Annotated in this window: 20 protein-coding genes, 2 tRNA genes and 1 pseudogene; 17 read left to right on the top strand and 6 right to left on the bottom strand. The window is 44.2% G+C overall.

Annotation, left to right across the window (positions count from 1 at the left end):
• The 6 genes from NL646_RS06380 to NL646_RS06355 all read left to right on the top strand — a co-directional run bounded on the left by NL646_RS06380 (position 1) and on the right by NL646_RS06355 (position 3,396).
• Positions 1-1,038 (top strand): fumarylacetoacetate hydrolase family protein, encoded by a 1,038-nt coding sequence (locus tag NL646_RS06380; protein WP_129146967.1) that lies wholly within the window; start codon positions 1-3, stop codon positions 1,036-1,038.
• 21 nt (positions 1,039-1,059) lie between these two features.
• On the top strand, positions 1,060-1,728 hold the full coding sequence (gene maiA / locus NL646_RS06375) for a maleylacetoacetate isomerase (protein WP_031851429.1): 669 nt from the start codon (positions 1,060-1,062) through the stop codon (positions 1,726-1,728).
• A 186-nt stretch (positions 1,729-1,914) separates the two neighbouring features.
• Positions 1,915-2,574: a DUF2726 domain-containing protein gene (locus tag NL646_RS06370; RefSeq protein WP_005495434.1), complete on the top strand. Its 660-nt coding sequence runs from the start codon at positions 1,915-1,917 to the stop codon at positions 2,572-2,574.
• 118 nt (positions 2,575-2,692) lie between these two features.
• The gene (locus NL646_RS06365; protein ID WP_140304299.1) at positions 2,693-3,031 is read left to right on the top strand and encodes a hypothetical protein; all 339 of its coding nucleotides are present in this window, start codon (positions 2,693-2,695) and stop codon (positions 3,029-3,031) included.
• Between the two features lie 179 nt (positions 3,032-3,210).
• Positions 3,211-3,287, top strand: a tRNA-Val gene (locus NL646_RS06360).
• Between the two features lie 32 nt (positions 3,288-3,319).
• Positions 3,320-3,396: transfer RNA gene (locus NL646_RS06355), tRNA-Val, on the top strand.
• 96 nt (positions 3,397-3,492) lie between these two features.
• Here NL646_RS06355 and NL646_RS06350 read toward each other — a convergent pair.
• The 6 genes from NL646_RS06350 to NL646_RS06325 form a co-directional block, all read right to left on the bottom strand.
• Positions 3,493-4,617 carry a DUF4056 domain-containing protein gene (locus tag NL646_RS06350; protein ID WP_253663998.1) on the bottom strand — a complete coding sequence of 375 codons (1,125 nt, stop codon included), beginning with the start codon at positions 4,615-4,617 and terminating at the stop codon, positions 3,493-3,495.
• A gap of 140 nt (positions 4,618-4,757) precedes the next feature.
• Complete coding sequence (locus NL646_RS06345) at positions 4,758-5,939, bottom strand: BamA/TamA family outer membrane protein (protein ID WP_253663997.1); 1,182 nt, start codon at positions 5,937-5,939, stop codon at positions 4,758-4,760.
• Between the two features lie 10 nt (positions 5,940-5,949).
• A complete protein-coding gene (locus tag NL646_RS06340; protein WP_253663996.1) occupies positions 5,950-6,852 on the bottom strand; it encodes a hypothetical protein in 903 nt (300 codons plus the stop codon).
• 114 nt (positions 6,853-6,966) lie between these two features.
• On the bottom strand, positions 6,967-8,331 hold the full coding sequence (locus NL646_RS06335; protein WP_253663995.1) for an FUSC family protein: 1,365 nt from the start codon (positions 8,329-8,331) through the stop codon (positions 6,967-6,969).
• Positions 8,332-8,344: 13 nt separating this feature from the next.
• Positions 8,345-9,208 (bottom strand): HlyD family secretion protein, encoded by an 864-nt coding sequence (locus tag NL646_RS06330; protein WP_253663994.1) that lies wholly within the window; start codon positions 9,206-9,208, stop codon positions 8,345-8,347.
• 12 nt (positions 9,209-9,220) lie between these two features.
• Entirely contained in the window at positions 9,221-9,433 is a 213-nt protein-coding gene (locus tag NL646_RS06325; protein WP_005454886.1) for a DUF1656 domain-containing protein, read from the bottom strand.
• A 292-nt stretch (positions 9,434-9,725) separates the two neighbouring features.
• Between NL646_RS06325 and NL646_RS23430 the strand changes: the two genes are divergently transcribed.
• The 11 genes and pseudogenes from NL646_RS23430 (at position 9,726) to NL646_RS06275 (ending at position 17,329) form a co-directional block, all read left to right on the top strand.
• Positions 9,726-9,908 (top strand): hypothetical protein, encoded by a 183-nt coding sequence (locus tag NL646_RS23430; protein WP_367618102.1) that lies wholly within the window; start codon positions 9,726-9,728, stop codon positions 9,906-9,908.
• A gap of 219 nt (positions 9,909-10,127) precedes the next feature.
• Positions 10,128-10,304, top strand: a pseudogene (locus tag NL646_RS06320) (peptidase M20); the annotation flags it as partial.
• 279 nt (positions 10,305-10,583) lie between these two features.
• Positions 10,584-11,435 carry a pyridoxal kinase gene (gene pdxY / locus NL646_RS06315; protein WP_029829282.1) on the top strand — a complete coding sequence of 284 codons (852 nt, stop codon included), beginning with the start codon at positions 10,584-10,586 and terminating at the stop codon, positions 11,433-11,435.
• A 123-nt stretch (positions 11,436-11,558) separates the two neighbouring features.
• Complete coding sequence (locus NL646_RS06310; RefSeq protein ID WP_017448586.1) at positions 11,559-12,458, top strand: LysR family transcriptional regulator; 900 nt, start codon at positions 11,559-11,561, stop codon at positions 12,456-12,458.
• Between the two features lie 45 nt (positions 12,459-12,503).
• Positions 12,504-13,154 (top strand): class I SAM-dependent methyltransferase, encoded by a 651-nt coding sequence (locus NL646_RS06305; RefSeq protein WP_253663993.1) that lies wholly within the window; start codon positions 12,504-12,506, stop codon positions 13,152-13,154.
• A 109-nt stretch (positions 13,155-13,263) separates the two neighbouring features.
• Positions 13,264-13,629: a hypothetical protein gene (locus NL646_RS06300; protein WP_005454850.1), complete on the top strand. Its 366-nt coding sequence runs from the start codon at positions 13,264-13,266 to the stop codon at positions 13,627-13,629.
• 92 nt (positions 13,630-13,721) lie between these two features.
• Positions 13,722-14,006: a putative quinol monooxygenase gene (locus NL646_RS06295; RefSeq protein WP_253663992.1), complete on the top strand. Its 285-nt coding sequence runs from the start codon at positions 13,722-13,724 to the stop codon at positions 14,004-14,006.
• Between the two features lie 105 nt (positions 14,007-14,111).
• The gene (locus NL646_RS06290) at positions 14,112-14,714 is read left to right on the top strand and encodes a histidine phosphatase family protein (protein WP_253663991.1); all 603 of its coding nucleotides are present in this window, start codon (positions 14,112-14,114) and stop codon (positions 14,712-14,714) included.
• A 148-nt stretch (positions 14,715-14,862) separates the two neighbouring features.
• The gene (locus NL646_RS06285) at positions 14,863-15,198 is read left to right on the top strand and encodes a hypothetical protein (protein ID WP_170928176.1); all 336 of its coding nucleotides are present in this window, start codon (positions 14,863-14,865) and stop codon (positions 15,196-15,198) included.
• Positions 15,199-15,200: 2 nt separating this feature from the next.
• Complete coding sequence (locus tag NL646_RS06280) at positions 15,201-15,674, top strand: GNAT family N-acetyltransferase (RefSeq protein WP_031791991.1); 474 nt, start codon at positions 15,201-15,203, stop codon at positions 15,672-15,674.
• 236 nt (positions 15,675-15,910) lie between these two features.
• Positions 15,911-17,329, top strand: coding sequence for a DASS family sodium-coupled anion symporter (locus NL646_RS06275; RefSeq protein WP_025516670.1), 1,419 nt, complete (start codon positions 15,911-15,913; stop codon positions 17,327-17,329).

Here is a 17,329-nt window from a genome sequence, read left to right as displayed (position 1 = left end):
ATGAAATTAGCAACCAAGAAAAATGGGACTCGTGACGGTCTGTTGATGGTCGTGAGCAAAGACTTAACGCGCTGCGTACCCGCAACAGAAGTGTTCCACCCGAGAAACCTAGCACCGACCATGCAAGTTGCACTTGATAATTGGGAAGCTGTTGCACCACAGTTGGAAGAAATTTACACCGCACTGAACAACGGCACGGTCGCAGGGTTTGAAGAGTTTGAGGCGCATTACTGTGAGTCTCCGTTACCTCGCGCTTATCAGTGGGCGGATGGCAGTGCTTATGTTAACCATGTCGAGTTAGTTCGCAAAGCCCGTGGTGCACAAATGCCAGAGAGTTTTTGGACTGATCCTTTGATGTATCAAGGTGGGTCAGATGCGTTTATTGGCCCTTGCGACAATATTGAGTTTGCCAGCGACGAATGGGGTATCGATTTTGAAGGCGAAGTTGCCGTTGTAACTGGCGATGTGCCGATGGGCGCAAGTATTGCTGAGGCGCAAGAGTCTATTCGTCTCATTATGTTGGTGAACGACGTCTCGCTACGTGGTTTGATTCCTGCGGAGCTCGCAAAAGGGTTTGGTTTCTTCCAATCTAAACCGTCTTCGGCGTTTTCTCCTGTAGCGGTTACCCCTGATGAACTGGGCGATGCATGGAATGAAAACAAAGTTCATTTACCATTGGTTTCCACTTACAACCACAAGCCGTTTGGTCGCCCTAATGCTGGCGTTGATATGACTTTTGACTTTGCAGACTTAATCGTTCATGCCACAAAAACGCGCCCACTATCGGCTGGCGCAATCATCGGTTCTGGTACGGTGTCCAACAAGCAAGGCACTGACCATGGCACTTCGATTGAGGAAGGTGGCGTTGGTTATTCATGTATCGCGGAAGTCCGTATGATCGAAACCATTCGTGATGGCAAGCCAACGACAAACTTTATGTCGTTTGGTGATTCGATCAAACTTGAGATGTTTGATGTTGAAGGTAATACTATTTTTGGTGCTATTGATCAGCAAGTTAGTCAATACTTGAAACATTAAACAGCAAAATAGGGACAAGCCATGGGCGATGACATCATTCTTTATGGATATTGGCGATCTTCGGCGGCATATCGAGTGCGTATATGTTTGAATTTAAAGCAACTGGCGTATGATTCAGTGTCTGTTCACTTAGTTCGCAATGGCGGTGAACAGCACAATGAGCAATACCACGATCTTAACGCTTCAGAGCTGGTACCTGTGCTGGTGGATGGTGACTTACGCTTAAACCAGTCACTCGCGATCATTCAATATCTTGAAGAAAATTACCCAGATGTGTCGGTCATTCCTGAACAAACGCCATTACGTTATCAAGCGTTGGCGATGGCGCAGGACATCGCCATGGAAATTCATCCTTTAAACAATCTGCGTGTCTTGCAGTATCTGGAAGAAACACTAGGTTGTGAACAAGCGCAGAAAGAGGAGTGGATTCATCACTGGATCAAACAAGGCTTTGCTGCGTTAGAAGAGAAACTGGCCAAATATCGAGAAGAGCATGGAAACTGTAAATACAGTGTGACTGACTCGCCATGCATCGTTGATATTTGCCTTGTGCCTCAAGTCTACAACGCGCAACGTTTTGGAGTTGATATGTCGCCTTATCCGGTTATCAACGCAATTGTAGATGCTTGCAACCAACTGCCAACTTTCATTGATGCCATGCCAGACAATCAACCAGACGCTAACACTTAATGATTGTTAATCAGGCACAACGTACAAGAGCCAATCCCTAGAAAGATTGGCTTGTTTTTGCTTATCCTCCGTGAACTTTTCTTCATCGCTTATGTCATCGCACCTCAAAATTGATAGGTTTTGTTGCTCTGTATAGCATTTCCATTTACGCTTTGAGCAACTAGTTGTTTTGGGCGCACTTTATCTATGACCAACATCTTTATCATTGTTGTTCTTCTGGTTGTATTCTTCATTATTATTCAAAAGTACGTGATTAAGCACGACGACACGCGTGACTATCCATATCGTGCGAAAGGCCCGTTACTAAGAGGGCAAGAAGGTGCTTTTTTCAATGCGCTAAGAGCCGCAGTTGGAGAGCATGCTGTCGTGTTTGCCAAGGTGAACATGTCTACTTTGGTTGCTCCGAAAGACATCAAGAATAAAAAGCAGTTTTTCGTGGCCAATAATCGCATCGCGCGCAGTTATTTCGACTACGTAATTTGTGACCCAAGAACGTTAGAACCGCGCGTAATTATCGAGTTTGATAACGGGCAACAATTGAATAAAGGTAAGGTGGAGCGTCAGAAGTTGCTGATGCACGTATGTAAATCTGCCAACTTGCCTCTGATCGGGACTTCAGTAAAACACAGTTATCAAGTGGGGCGTTTACGTCGTTTGTTGGCGGCGCATATTGATTTGATCGAGCCTGAGAAAGAAGTGCGTTTTTGTAAGAAATGCGGCAGTCCGATGATCATCAAAACTGCCAGCCAAGGTGAATTTAAAGGACGACGATTTTTCACCTGCAGTCGTCAACCTAATTGTACTTATACTGAAAACTACAATGTGGTGTTTGAGTCTGACGACTAATACAACCACTCAAACGATAAACCTAAAGGCTTTGATTTGTGTAGATCAAAGCCTTTTTTGTATCGCCCAATACGCCAAGACCTATACTTTGAGAAAGAAAGCGGAATAGGGAAGTCGTATGCGATATGGATGGATATTTGCACTGTTGCTGCTAGCTCCACACGTGCAAGGAATGCAGAGCTTAAAGCCGCTGGAGTGCAAACTGACGGAGACGCCACAAGACCACTTTTTGTTTTATCGTGAACAGATGGTTTATCACAGCGAGCAGTTTGTGATTTTCCAAAACTTTAAAGGCAGAGTAAGTACTCAAGTCGATGTCAAAACGGGTAAACTGATCCGCACTACCTACATTGGTGAGCCATTTGAGCCTAAATATCAAATTCTGTTTGGTTTTTGCCCTGATATTTCCCAGACATTACAAGTTTGGATGTTAAGTGAAGTGCCTTACGACAATTGAACAAAATCGTAAAAGTTATATAGATCACACTTTTATCCCCAATAGACGAAGTGCTTGCCGATAAAATCATCTGAAAACGGGTGTTGAGTTTACATTTTCACCAAACGATTCAAAGTTGATGAATTTATGCTTGCACCCCTGATCGGATATAGCTAATATCCTTCTCGTTCCAGAGATATGCGTCCGTAGCTCAGCTGGTTAGAGTATCGCCTTGACATGGCGGGGGTCGGTGGTTCGAGTCCACTCGGACGCACCATTCTGAATTGAATGGTCAGGAATGAAAAATTTGGGTCCGTAGCTCAGTTGGTTAGAGTACTACCTTGACATGGTAGGGGTCGGCGATTCGAGTTCGCCCGGACCCACCAAATTTTAGAAAAAGCCCACCTTTCTGGTGGGCTTTTTTGTACCTGTAACTTATTGATATTCAAGTGAAATTCCTTCTTTTGTCCTTTTTCTCTAAATTACTTCTCCGTCACATCTAACGCTTTCATTTCTTGACCATCTTGTAACTCTGCATACTTCGCAATGACAGGAAACTGAGTATGCTCAATGCGCTCTGACCATATAGATTTCGGAACATGGATGAAGGTATCTGCATAACTCGGCGCTACTTCAAGTACTAACTTGGCAATGTCATCTAGCTCCAGCGACTCTACAGATGCTGGTAAGGTGAGCACAATCGCGGGAGATTGCGCGAGATACTGTAAGTTCGAGTTCTCTTTTCCTAGTAACTCCGGTGTTAGTCGGTGGGGCGTTTGTACATCTCCTAGGTCATAGTGACGTTGCAGAACCATGTATTTGTTTGGGATTGACTCGTGTGAGTTCCACCATTTACCGTCGACGGCGGCTAATACCAGTTTTGATTGAGATTTATCAACGACGCCAAGTTCTTGCAGACTTGCATTGAGAAGCAAGCTGACATTTTGGTTGTATTCTCTTTCGCTCAGCATCTTATATTGTTGAATGAGGTTAAGTACAATTTTAGCTCCCAACATGTTGGAGTAGAGATCTTCAAGCGAGTAGGCGGAAATGGTTTCTGGCCAACCTGAAAAACTTGCGTAGCCGTGCCACTGGGCGATCTCATGGGATTCAGCCTTGAAGTAGGCTAAGCGTGCGGCTAAATGAGCGGCCACAGACCACCTTTGTTCATCGGTTAGAGAAGATGCGTCGAACGAGGCCATCTCGATGTATCTTGGCCCTAATTCAGCAGGTAAATCAATGCGATGGGCTTGGCCTAAGTTGGCGAGTATCTCGAAAAATAAGCCCATGGTGTCATCGGCGGTATCGCGCACATGGGCGAGGTCGATAAAGCCACCTTTTTGCGTGTATAAGATTCCGTTATTTTCGCTACCGCCATGACCCAATGCCGATGAGGATGACGGTGTGTAGTGATATATCCCGCTGGCAAACTTGTGTGGGCCTATCTCCTCGAGTTCGACAACGTTGTTCAGTCGGAAAAAGGGCACTGGAACTGGTCCAATTTTGACTTTCTGCATATCCCCAAAGGCACAACACGGGCGTACGTTCTGCGGTACGGTCAATTGAGGGTAGCGAGACTCATCCAAATACCAATTTTGATTGGTCATCAGATCACCTGCGAGCATATCAGCGGCCTGATTCGAACCTGGTATCGCATGAACTGCCCAATTGTTGGACGAGCATCCAGCCAAGAAGGTACAAAGGGTGGCAGTGTAAAGAGATATAAAAAGTATACGGTTCATTTCAGTTAAAACGCTTCATTAATTGCAAAGTAAAATCCACTTTGATCGTTACCAAAGCCGATATCTAAACGCAGGTTAACTCGCTGCTTGATTTCAAATCGGTAGCCAACGCCGACAGAATAGAGCCATTCTTCTTGACCCAGTTGATCAAATTCTTCAGCCAGTGTGCCTGCTCCTAACCAGTACACTATGCCATGGCGCCCAGATAGCGGCTGCCGGTACTCTACTTGGGAAATCAGCATATTTCTGCCGCGGTATTGGCCTTGTTCATAGCCACGAAGAGCCTCAGCGCCTCCGAGCATTGCCATTTGATCCCAGCTCACGTCGCCGAAGTTGGATTCGGAGCGTATTTGCCAGGCCAAAACACCAGGAATTGACGATAGGGAACGATAATCACTGTAATTAAGCCTCACACGTTCAAAATCATTATCTGAGCCTAATTCAGTGCTGAAGTGCTGGTATTCAAGCTCAATCAGCCTGCCTTTTGAGGCATTTAGGGCGAAGTCCCGAGAGTCATAAGTGAGGTTGAGCATGCTGCCAATATTTCGCTGCGTGCTAGGAAACTCCGCCAAATCATCACCTATCCAGGGGATGTGTGTATTTTCTTGTTTGGCGTTGGATGCTTCATTGTGGAAAAAGGAGAGCCCTATGCCTAAGTAGGTAAATGGTAATACACGCGTCATACCAGTGATTGAGGCGGAATAACTGCGTCGGTCATAATTAACTCGTTCATTGTGCATTCCAGCATCAACGCCCATACCATGAAATACATCGGGAGAATCCGTTAGTTCAGCGTCAACAAACAAGCGGTATTTATCGTTGTTTAAGTAGTTGGCATTGTTGATAGATACCCCATAAGCACCATTTATTGCCCCAAAACCGTTAACGGTAATAGAGCTTGGCTGGGAGTCGATATCATTGATATCTGACTTATAGAGGCCGACCGCCGATACGCCAATACCAAACTTTTTCTCTGGAGTATAAAAGGGACCGGGCATGACACTCCAGTCGATGCCTTTTTTAGGATCGAACTGACCATCCGCGCCTAGTTCCAGCAATAAGTTCTCAAGCCACGCTTGATATTGCTGATAGCTTGTCAGTTCTTGCATTTCTGACTTTTGGTTAGCCGCTTCGGCGAGAGTTGCTTCAGATAGAAATAGACAAACAATAGGAAGTAATCTTGTCATGCTTTCAACCCTAGAATCGACGACCTAATGAAAAGAATAAGGTCTCACGCTCCCCAAATCCGGCCTCCATCAATATCTCCCAGTCTTTGTTAAAGGCATATTGGAAACCAAGCACACTGTTCCAGTTCTCATCGGCACTTTGACTGACGTTGAAGCCCGCATCAGGGCTCAAGTTTTCAACTAAGCCAAGTAGTTGCGGTGGTAGGTTTAAGCTTTTGAGGTCACCAGACAATTCTTGTTGAACATTTTGATACATGGCGCCAACAAATACGCGCAGTTCGCGTCCGCCATCGTATTGCCAGCGATATCCGACTCGAGGGGCAGCCACGAAGGTTTTAATATTGCCATCAATGGCGGCTATGCTGGTGTAGGTGTAGTTCATATCGAGTAGTGCGAACCAATTTCCCACACCGCCAGCTAATGTGGTGCCTGCTCCATAGGTTCCTCCGTCCATCTCTAACTCAAATGCGGCGCTATCCGGTAGCTCGTCACCCGCGGCATCGAGCAGCGAGCACAGAACTTTGTTTCCGATACCTTGTACGGAGGAAGTGTCGCAACTTAAAGCGTTAATTTTTGCTGTGCTCGTGCCTTGGGTATAACCAATAATTCCATAGATATTCATAAACGGGAAAATCCACACGTCTCCCCTTAGAGTAATATTGGAACCTTTAAAATCGGCGTGGTTAGTATCAATATCAAGTGCCTCAAGTACCGGATGTCCTGTTAAATCAATGCTGTTGACCGTGATTGGATTGCTCATATCCATGTATGAAAGGGAAAGACCATAAGGTTTTGGCAGTGAATAGCCACGCTTTTCTGCTTCATCTCCCCAAATAGGGAAAAATGAATCTTGAGCAAAACTTAACTGGGTAAATAAAGTGGTTAAAAATACCAGTCCTATTTTTAATTTCACAATGGTCTCTCTTTAATATTATAAATACCCATTTTCTAAAAATGTGTATGTGTTATTTCAAAATTTATTTTGATAATTCATTACATGAATAGCATGGCTATTAATATCGAGTTTCTAAACTCTGCGCACATTTTGAGGTTTACAAAACAGGTCAGAAAACAATTTGCCTATCAGAAGAATAATTAAAATATTCGTCAGCATTAAAATTGGTGTTTCAATTCTATATATTGGAGTCAGGTTTAACGCGCCGGAGGTTAGTACAACCAATAGATTAATCCCTAGAACTCGATGAATCAGCATTTTGGGTGTTGAAAATACCTCCCAAATTACTATCGTGTTGATGAAGTAAAATAACGCTAGCTGCCATAGCTCAGTCATGAGTGGCATCAAAAACACGTACTCCAGTAGAACTACGGTTCCTGTGCCTAGAACACCAAAGAACGCATCTTTAAGCACGCTCGGTGGCATTGTCGGCAAGATGCAAGAAAAAGCCGCTGCGATCATAGGAAAAATAGAGCCACCAGGTATTGGGAGATAAATCCAAACGAGCAATGATGTTACGAACATCGACACACCGTGAAAAACTTTACGTTTATCCTCTTTGATATGTTGGGAAAATGTTCGTTTCCCTTGGCGAAGTGATGGGTTAACGCTTTCTATTTTATCGCTATTTTTGACACCAATGAGCGAAGTTTGAGGCTTATCTACATAAAAGTTTTCTAACTGTTCGGTAAGAGCTTTCCATTCTGCACTGTTTGAATTTGACTTATCCCCTCGGTTTAGTAGTTTTTCTTGAATGTGAGTCAGTTCGTTGACTCGCTCAAGCCAAGCACGTCGGTGCTGTCTGAGCCGATAGCTGCCTTTTAACGGTAGGTTAAGCAGTTGATAAAGCTTGTTGATATTTCCTGAATTGGCTTCTAGCGCTTCAAGGTTAAAGTCGTGCTTATTTTTAAGAGCTTCCAGTAGCAACGTTCGACTGTCTTCAAACTTCTGAATGAATTCCTGCTCAGTATTTACTGGCCAAATGACTCGATAAATAACAGAGAATGTTATTACACCTAGAACTGTTTCTTGAAGTCGCAATATCGCGAAATGAAATATAGTTTGATCATCAAATTGACCCATACAAGCAACTAACGCACAAACCGTAAAAGCCATCGAAAATATGTAGCCATATTTCTCGTCACTCGACATGAAAACACACAAGCCAAGAAACAGAGTTAAAAAGCTCAAAAACAAAAATGGATCTTGAGGAAACGTACCAATTAAGAAAAGTGAATAAGCGATTCCGATGAGCGTTCCCCAAACGCGGTTGTGTCCTTTATGAATTGAGTGGGCAAAGCTTTCATTTAGTGCCATAACAGCAACCGCAATGGCCGCCCAATAAGGTTTTTCCCACTGAAACCACAGTGCAAGGCAAATAGCGACAACAATTGAGAGCGCTGCTTTTATTGCTTCTTTAGTCGATGAACTCAGCATGACCTTCACCTAATTAGTGTTTGATGATTTTTATCGATGCCGTCATGCCTACGCGAAGCTGCAGATCTTTTGGCATTTCATTCAATGTCACTTTGACTGGGATACGTTGAGCTAAGCGAATCCACTGAAAGTTAGGGTTCACTGTTGGCAGAAGGTCATTTCCTGTTGTGCCATCTTTTTTCGCAATGCCAAAACCAATGCTTTTGATTTTGCCTTCTAACGCTACGTCATCATGCATGAGTAATGTCACGGTTGCGCGGTCGTTAGAGGCAATGCCCGCGAGGTCTGTTTCTTTAAAGTAACCTTCAATCCAGAAGCTATTTTCATCAATAAGGGCGACAGCAGGGGAGTTAGCGACCACTTGAGAGCCCACTCGAACGTTTAGATTGGTGATGTAACCATCGGTCGGCGCGTAAACTTTGGTGAAGTCCAAGTTAAGCTGCGCTTCTTCAATGTTTGCTTTCGCTAGTTCAACATTTGCCTGCGCTGTTTGTACGGCATTATGTAAATTGCTAAGAGTTAACGCAGGCACTGCACCGTGCGTACGTTTCTCTAATTTTCGTGCTCGCTGTTCTTCATTTTGTGCCTTTGCTAGCAATGCAGTCGCTTGTTTCTGGTTTGCCAGTGCTTTGTGGTAAGACGCAACGTATGTGCTTGGATCAATCTCAAACAGCAAATCTCCCTTTTTTACTTTTGAGTTATCAGCAACATACACCTGCGTAACCTGCCCAGTGACTCGAGGCGTAATGGAGATAACATAAGCACTCACTTGTCCGTCTCGCGTCCATGGATTGTTTGTGTATGTTTGGTAGTGGGTGTAAAGCACGGTACCCGCGGTACACAACAAAATAAGAGTAATGAGATAACGTTTAATCACAGTGCGCTTTCCTCAAAAGATCGAAATAAATTGGCCAATAACGCCGGTAAAAATGACAATCAGACTTAGCTCTGCCAGTGCAGGGAATGCAACGTACTTATGTAGTCCGCATCTCGTTGCTAGCGAAGTCACCATCGTGGTCAGAACGTAAGCCAATCCGATGACTAAAAGCAGCGGCGGGAAATAGATTTCACCCCATACCAGCTCGTGCGGCATTGTGTTCATGAAGTTGTCTCGTTTGTCTTGGATGAGGCAAAGATAAGGGAAGAGATGAAAAGCAGATAATCGCATTTGTAGGACGCCATCCTACAAATGGTGTAAGTAAAATCTGAGCCTTGTTCTGCACCGAAAAACCGAAGAGTGATGCGCTTGTTACTCAAAGCCTGAACAGTAGAGCTATTGCCAGCTCATCAATGTCTATGAATGCCCGTTTTTGTTCATGTAAGACAATGAATCATTGAATCTTTGACTAAGCTTACTCAAGGGCAGTGTTCGTCGATTTGGCCGGAAACGATTAATACCTGACGCTAGCAGTTTAGAGTTCGAGCTTAGATTTCACATCAACTCCATTGATGATCGTTTACCAACATTGCATTTGGTGAATAAGAAAATAAATCAACTCTTCAAAGAGAATCATGTTGAAATCTCTTACCTTCAAATTGATGTTCACATGAAGGATGCAGATCAGAAAAAGCGCTGACTTGTAACACTTCGGTGCATTCATATGTCACCAGCTCCCAAAGGTGATGAGCTCTGTGAGCGAAGCTTTTGATGGTTGTCTATTACGTCCTTATGCGATGAAACCGTTTGTAGGGTTAGGTCCTACATAAGCGATTGGTTGAGGTAACGCTTTTCGATAATACTGACCATATCAACGAGCAATAATCCAATTTACTTCCTATTGAAAAGGAAAATGGACATGACAAAACATTCAAAAATTTTCGCTGGCGTCGCTTCACCAATTTCCTTTACTGCGGGCGTTTCAGCTTGGGCGGCAGGCGATCAAGACTTTAGCTCAATGCAGATGAAAGGCGTGGAGCAAATCGAAGTTAAGGTCGACTTAGATGGGGCAGAAAAACGCCTATCAAAAGCGGTGTAATTCCCAACGATTTCCAATCAAGATCGCAGTGATTTTGCGCCAGATGTTTACACGATTACGGCAATTCAGTTGGAGAATACAACAGAGTTTGAAGGTTTCTATGGTGTGAATGAGCGCATCCGTGTAGACGAATACGGCCGTTCAATTGGTTTCTTCTACCAGCTTATGGATAACCTCGATAATTTGTGAGAACACTTGATAGCGAGGGATTCGAGCGTAATTGCTATGCCGAATACTCAATGAATAGATGTAAAGCAAAGTAATGTAGGCATAGCGATGAAAGGTATCATTTCAATTAAAACTTACGGCGTAGGTAGGCATTTAAATAGCAGCGTGACCGGGTTTCCTGTTCAACGAATGGGGTTGGACATATGGCCAATCCACGCTGTTCAAAATGCACAACAAACACAAGACCATGAGGTGTCTGTCGGTAGAAGCCTTGTCGATGAATTACTAACGTTGACGGATGGTGTAGAAAGCCTCCGTCAGCTATCTGAATGTGGCGCTGTCATTGCGGGTTATCAAACGGACTCAAAGTTCTGCGATTCAGTTTGTGAGTTAGTTACGCGAGTTAAAGAGGAAAGTCGCCAAGTACTTTATGTCTGTCACCCAGAGCTAGCTGAGCCTATCGCTGATAAAGAGCCTCACACTCCATTGTTTGAGAGTCTGATGCCAATGGCTGACGTGATTGTATCGAGTAAGTATGTGCTGGAGCAGTTTACAGGAGTCAAGATTAGTAATGTTGAATCAGCGACGCAGGCTTGCCAAAAGGCCCTCGAAATGGGGCCGAAGCTCATCCTTGTGACAAATATTGAGCTTGAAGAACACTTCACGATGATGCTAGCGACACCGAAATCTATCTATCTAAGTCAAAGGCCGATGCTAGATTTTGAAACGCCACCTGCTGGTGTTGGGGACTTAACAGCGGTGGTGTTTACGGCCTGTTTAGTCAAGCGTATGTCTCCGGTTGCAGCGTTACGTCATACCAATAATGCGGTGTATGGTGTACTAGAGTTGACTTATGACAATGGGAGTTCGGAGTTAGAAACGATCGCAGGCCAGTATGAGTTTGTTGAGCCTACGTTTGATTTCCCTGTCAAGAAACTCATGGCGCTCTCGATGGTATAGAAATCTGGAATAGTAAACCGCGAGGCAATAAACTGATCGATTGTCACATCTCACTCATTTCTAATGACACGACGGTGAACGATAGTGATATTTTGAGTAAGTCACTGAACGTGGGGGAATAACATGACGTTTAACTTTGAGCAGCTGTTGGCATTTGTCACTGTGTATGAAGAATTATCATTTAGTAAAGCAGCCGTTAAGCTCAATAAGCACCGAACGACAACGGGGCAAGTCATCAGCAATCTTGAAGATCAGTTGGCTATCACTTTATTTGACCGAGTAGGCCGTTCTGTTGAGCCTACCGAAGATGGTCACTTGCTTTATCACTACGCCAAGAAAACAGTCGAACAGGCTAGGATATTTGAAAACATTGCATTGAGCCTTTCTTTCGGAGGTTTGGAGCGCGTGGTGATTGCCTATTCGAGCTTTATGCCGCCTTCTGCTTTGTTCATGATTCGCAAACAATTAGCGAAAGATTTTCCGACCATGCGTGTTGAGTTATTAGTGCGTGATCGCGCTGAAATCAAGCGTGGTATTGTTGATGGCTCAATCCACTTTGGGTTAGTTAATGTGCACGAAAGTAGCGCGATGCACAGCATGGACTCGGTTTTTTTAGGCCACGTGGAGTTCGTTCCTTATGTTCAAGCTGGTGGACGGTTAGCCAAATTAGATCAGAACTCGGTTGTTGACGCGATGGTGACCGAGAGACAGTTCATTCTAAAATCGTTAGTTGATGAAGGTTTAAAAGAGAAATTCATATTTTCAGCCAATAATGAGCAAGTTGATCAGCTCTCCGTTGTCATCAATATGGTGCGAGAGGGTTTAGGGTGGTCGTGGCTACCCAAAGCATTAACCAAGCCTCAGTTTAAAGCAGAGGGTATCGAGCCAGTGAGTATCGACCTCATGCTAGAAGGGATGAAGCTGCCGCTTTCAATGTGGTGCCCACACGCGAAATATTTAAAGGATATTAAAGCGTCGATAATGCACGCAGTACATGAACATGTTGAGTCGTACAACCCGTGATGTATTGATAGGTCGATAGCGCTTTAACGTAAGGAATTATCAAGGATGAATATGAAAGCGAACTACCATGTCCACGAGGATATGTATGTTCAAGCCCGAAAAGAGGGCTGGGAAGGATGGGGAGGCAATGAGCGCATATCGCAAGCCATTCTTGTTCAGCGCTTTACTGAGCTAGAAGGAGCTCCGACTTTTGGCAAACTCTTGGAAGTTGGCTGCGGCGAAGGGCATCATTGTCGAGCATTTTTTAAATTAGGCTTTGAAGTAACAGGTATTGATATTTCACCGACTGCCATATCTTGGGCAAAAGATAAAGCGAGAGATACTGGCAATCAAGGGGCGTTTTACGTCGCGGACTTGACCGAGAAAACGCTTGAGATTCCAGAGATCTATGATGTGGTGATCGACGGAAACTGTTTACACTGCATCATTGGTGAAGATCGGAATACTTTTCTAGGTCATATCTATAATTCTTTGGTTGAAAATGGCGTTTTCTTTGTGAGCAGCTTGTGTGCCAAAGACAGTAATAGCTACGAAATCACCAAAAATGACCATGTTTATCGACATGTATCTTCACAACAATCTTTGATTACGGAACTAGAACAGTCAGGCTTTCGTGTGGTTACTGCAAACGTCTACGAACGAGATGAGATAAATCACATTACGATACATGCTGTAAAAGTTGTTTATTCGCAATGAAATCGGTATTGTTTCCAGTCACGCCTTAGATAGCCATTATTAACTATTTATCAAACTCTTATCTAAGGTTTTTATTTCTATTTGCTTGCCGGAAATCAGAAAAATACTAATGAAAATAATATCCAAAGCGTTATTGGCAACGTGTTTTATTGCCTTTACTAGTGTTGCTTCACAGCTTGAAGAGCCTCAAACTGCGGTTTTAAACTACGGACAAACCTCGGTTTCAGCACCGATACAGGTTGATCGAGGATTTGACGCCGTTGAAGACAATGATGAGGAAATCATCGAGCTCTCAGGCTCCGTGATTAAGGAATATTCGGATTACGTTGTTGATGTGCTTGTGGTTCGCAAAAGCAAATCTCGTCACTCAAGTCGTGAGTTAAAAACCACGCTCTTTGTCCAGCAAGATCAGCTTGGAAAACCAATGATGATTGGTGGCGTGAACAACGAAGTGTTTACCCTCACGTTAAAATAATTGGGTAACCTTTCAATCAGTATTAATGGTTTTAACGCATAACTTTTCGGTTATGCGTTTTTTGTAGGTAGTAAAATAGCGATGGAGTCGTGATGCCCAAAGTCATATTAAAAGGATTTATATTGGTGCCTGAAGAGGAACTTGAAACGGTAAAAAGCGCGCAGCCTATTCATATGCGATTAACTAAAAGCGAGGCTGGGTGCCTTGTGTTTCAAGTGGTGGAAAACCCTGACAACCCGTTGCGCTTTGATGTGTACGAAGAGTTTACAAATCGAGATACGTTCGAGCACCATCAACTCCGAGTCAAAGATTCAGACTGGGGGCGGGTGACAGTGAATGTTGAGCGCCATTATGAAATTTTGGATGTTCAGGCATAATGAGGCGAGTCATTCTGTGTCAAAGTTGACTCAAATAGTGTTTTTTGCCCAGTTGGCGACTTTACGTTAGCTTACCTATGAATTTAAACCGTTTAAGGTAAAGAAATGACGAGAAGAATATTCGTATTGCGCCATGGTGAAACAGAGTTTAACGCAGATAAAAAGTTACAAGGTCACTGTAACTCTTCACTGACATCTAAAGGTAGCGACCAAGCAAGGCGCGTCGGCACGACGCTCAAACAGTATGTTGAAAACCGTCCTTTCCGTGTCTACTCAAGTACGCTTGGGAGAGCACTGCAAACATCGCAAATCGTATGTGAAGAGCTTAACTACTCGTATGAAAACCTCAACAAAGAGCCTAGGCTAAAAGAGTTTTCTCTTGGTGAGTGGGAGCAAAGAAAGATTCCCAGCTTAGAGCAAGAAATTCCCAACTTATTAGCTCAAAATGACTGGTACCTTCAAGCGCCAAACTGTGAAACTTATGAGTCGGTAAGGGAGCGTTTGTCCAGTTGGTTGATTGATGTAGCGCATGACGAAGACATTGTCGTGGTGAGTCATGGGCTAACAGGCATCGTGCTGAGAGGATTGCTGTTGGGTATGGATTACACTCAAGTTTGGCAGCAAGATTTACCTCAAGATGCCTTTTTCATTATCGAAGACGGTCGAATCACTCGTGTCAACTGTGTGGATGCTGTTGCGGTAGTCTGACTTGATTAGTTTATGTTTGCGTCTGCTTGATTTTGGTCAGTAATCAAAATAACTTAGTACACAGGCTTATAGAAAATACGCTTGCAAGGCTGATCATGGACGATCGGTCTCAAATGTACATTTATAGAACGTAATTCAAGGATGGATGATGACGTACAAAAAGTGGCTTTTTGCCGCAGCGCTGCTTTTAAGTGGCCCAACTTTACTGCCTTTTACTCTAGAGGCTATTGTGTTGATAGAAATCATTGGAATGGCGGGAGTGGTGGTACTTTATAGCGCTTATTCACAATGGCTTTTTAAACATCCGTTAACGGTTCGGGCTTGTGAGGTCGCGACGAGCCTAGATATCCAGCCTCAAAGAGTTATTACCAAACCAGATTTACGCTCTCTGCCTTATTTGTTTCCGCACTACTTGCCAATCAATACTTTGTTAGTGAGCGCGATTGTGACCACGTTTTTGTTTCGTCTGTCTGGAACACTGTAATGATGCTTTCAATACGCAGCTATCGCGCTGATGATGCGCCAACACTATGGACGCTCTTCTACCATACGGTTCGAGAAGTAAACTGCCGCGATTACCAAACAGATCAAGTGAAAGCTTGGGCTCCCGATGATTTTGAACCACAAACTTGGCAAGCGAGGATGGACACCATCACCCCATTTATTGCCGAAATTGAAGGTGAGATTGTCGGTTATGCGGACTTACAGCCAGATGGTTTCATTGACCATTTCTTTTGCCATCATCAGCATCAAAGGACAGGTGTTGGCCGCGCGTTGATGGCTCATATTTTCTCTCAAGCGGAGTCATTAGCGTTACCGTATTTGTACTCAGAGGTCAGTATCACTGCTCGTCCGTTCTTTGAACGGATGGGATTTAAAGTGATTAAACATCAAGAAGTTGAAGTGAGAGGGCAACACTTAACTAATTATGTGATGAAGAAGTATCTATCGCGTAATTAGTGAGCTTGGACACAGATAAGAGATGTTTTCTGATGTGAATTCCAGTTCATTGATCTAAGACCAAAATTTCGTTTCAAAACAGTGTACATAATCTCTACTCAGAGTTATCAAACAGGTATGTTTCTATCTCACAACCGCAAAGTTGTTCATAAAAATCAGATTGATAGAAAGATGACTGAATGTGGCTCGAAATGCCTAATGTCATGGCCAACCAACTCAGGAAGAGTAGTAGTACTATGCGCCCATATCTCAAATACATCATCCCAACGGTGATTCCGTTACTTATTTGGCTGATGCCTTTGTCAGCGTTTCCTTTTGACGGCATCACCATCGTCCAACAGCGAGTTATCGCGATCTTTTTGCTGGCTGCGCTCTGTTGGGTGTTCGAGCCTATTCCGATTTATGCCACGTCGGTGGTGATCATCGTGCTTGAGTTATTGCTCATTTCGAACAAAGGCATTGTCTTGTTTCGAACACAAGAAGGGCTGCCTCATTTTGGCGAACTACTGCAATACCACGAAATCATGGCTACCTTTGCAAGCCCAATCATCATGCTGTTTTTAGGTGGTTTTTTCTTAGCAATGGCCGCAACCAAATATCGTTTGGATGTGAACCTCGCTAGGGTGTTGCTCAAGCCGTTTGGGCAAAACCCTAAGTTTGTCATGTTAGGCCTGATGCTGATCACCGCAATATTCTCGATGTTTATGTCGAATACCGCGACCACCGCGATGATGTTGTCGATATTAACGCCAGTTATCGCTGTGTTCGGGCCCAAAGACCCGGGGCGAATTGCATTCGCGCTTTGTATTCCTGTTGCTGCGAACATCGGTGGTATTGGTACGCCAATCGGTACGCCACCAAACGCGATTGCTCTGAAGTACCTCGTGGGTGATAACTTGATTACCTTTGGGGAGTGGATGGTGTTCGGCGTACCATTTGTGGTGATCATGATGGCGCTCGCTTGGCTTCTGATAGGTTATTTATACAAAGCCGAGCAGACTAAGATTGATCTGAACATCAAAAGTAAGTTCCTAAAAACACCAAAGGCGATGATTGTTTACGTCACATTCGCTGGCACCATCATTCTTTGGTTGATGGGCTCAGCGCATGGCATGAACTCATACACCGTCGCTTTAATTCCGGTTGCCGTATTCTCGCTGACAGGGATCATCAACAAAGAAGACCTCAAAAAGATCTCTTGGGATGTGCTTTGGTTAGTCTCGGGTGGTATTGCTCTAGGTTTAGCGCTCGACAAAACAGGGCTTGCGAAGCTGGTGGTGCACAGTATTCCATTTGATGAATTCTCGCCTTATGTGGTGCTATTCGGCGCGGCATTCCTTTGCTTACTAATGGCAAACTTCATGTCACACACGGCCACAGCCAACTTGCTGATGCCAATAATGGCTGCACTTGGTACGTCCATGGCTTCTTTGACGCCATTAGGTGGTGAAGTCACGCTTATTCTTGTTGTGACCTTCGCGGCTTCGCTTGGTATGTCACTGCCTATCAGTACACCGCCTAACGCGCTTGCGCATGCCACTGGCCATGTAGAAAGTAGCCAAATGGCGAGAGTGGGTGCGGTACTTGGTATTGTTGGTGTGCTGCTAAGCTTTGTGATGGTGTGGATTCTTCATACGGTTGGGCATATTGGGTAA

Source organism: Vibrio sp. Y20_XG_PY13, from assembly GCF_024181925.1.
In the GTDB taxonomy this organism is placed as follows: Bacteria; Pseudomonadota; Gammaproteobacteria; order Enterobacterales; family Vibrionaceae; genus Vibrio; species Vibrio parahaemolyticus.
The sequence above is the reverse complement of the archived record's forward strand: the minus strand, read 5'-3'. Positions and strand labels throughout refer to the sequence as shown.

Bases quoted from the DNA above. Each gene is read 5' to 3' on its own strand.
- NL646_RS06380 (WP_129146967.1), top strand. From the start codon at position 1: ATGAAATTAGCAACCAAGAAAAATGGGACTCGTGACGGTCTGTTGATG.
- maiA (WP_031851429.1), top strand. From the start codon at position 1,060: ATGGGCGATGACATCATTCTTTATGGATATTGGCGATCTTCGGCGGCA.
- NL646_RS06370 (WP_005495434.1), top strand. From the start codon at position 1,915: ATGACCAACATCTTTATCATTGTTGTTCTTCTGGTTGTATTCTTCATT.
- NL646_RS06365 (WP_140304299.1), top strand. From the start codon at position 2,693: ATGCGATATGGATGGATATTTGCACTGTTGCTGCTAGCTCCACACGTG.
- NL646_RS06350 (WP_253663998.1), bottom strand. From the start codon at position 4,617: ATGACCAATCAAAATTGGTATTTGGATGAGTCTCGCTACCCTCAATTG.
- NL646_RS06345 (WP_253663997.1), bottom strand. From the start codon at position 5,939: ATGACAAGATTACTTCCTATTGTTTGTCTATTTCTATCTGAAGCAACT.
- NL646_RS06335 (WP_253663995.1), bottom strand. From the start codon at position 8,331: ATGCTGAGTTCATCGACTAAAGAAGCAATAAAAGCAGCGCTCTCAATT.
- NL646_RS06325 (WP_005454886.1), bottom strand. From the start codon at position 9,433: ATGAACACAATGCCGCACGAGCTGGTATGGGGTGAAATCTATTTCCCG.
- pdxY (WP_029829282.1), top strand. From the start codon at position 10,584: ATGAAAGGTATCATTTCAATTAAAACTTACGGCGTAGGTAGGCATTTA.
- NL646_RS06310 (WP_017448586.1), top strand. From the start codon at position 11,559: ATGACGTTTAACTTTGAGCAGCTGTTGGCATTTGTCACTGTGTATGAA.
- NL646_RS06305 (WP_253663993.1), top strand. From the start codon at position 12,504: ATGAATATGAAAGCGAACTACCATGTCCACGAGGATATGTATGTTCAA.
- NL646_RS06300 (WP_005454850.1), top strand. From the start codon at position 13,264: ATGAAAATAATATCCAAAGCGTTATTGGCAACGTGTTTTATTGCCTTT.
- NL646_RS06295 (WP_253663992.1), top strand. From the start codon at position 13,722: ATGCCCAAAGTCATATTAAAAGGATTTATATTGGTGCCTGAAGAGGAA.
- NL646_RS06290 (WP_253663991.1), top strand. From the start codon at position 14,112: ATGACGAGAAGAATATTCGTATTGCGCCATGGTGAAACAGAGTTTAAC.
- NL646_RS06285 (WP_170928176.1), top strand. From the start codon at position 14,863: ATGACGTACAAAAAGTGGCTTTTTGCCGCAGCGCTGCTTTTAAGTGGC.
- NL646_RS06280 (WP_031791991.1), top strand. From the start codon at position 15,201: ATGCTTTCAATACGCAGCTATCGCGCTGATGATGCGCCAACACTATGG.
- NL646_RS06275 (WP_025516670.1), top strand. From the start codon at position 15,911: ATGCGCCCATATCTCAAATACATCATCCCAACGGTGATTCCGTTACTT.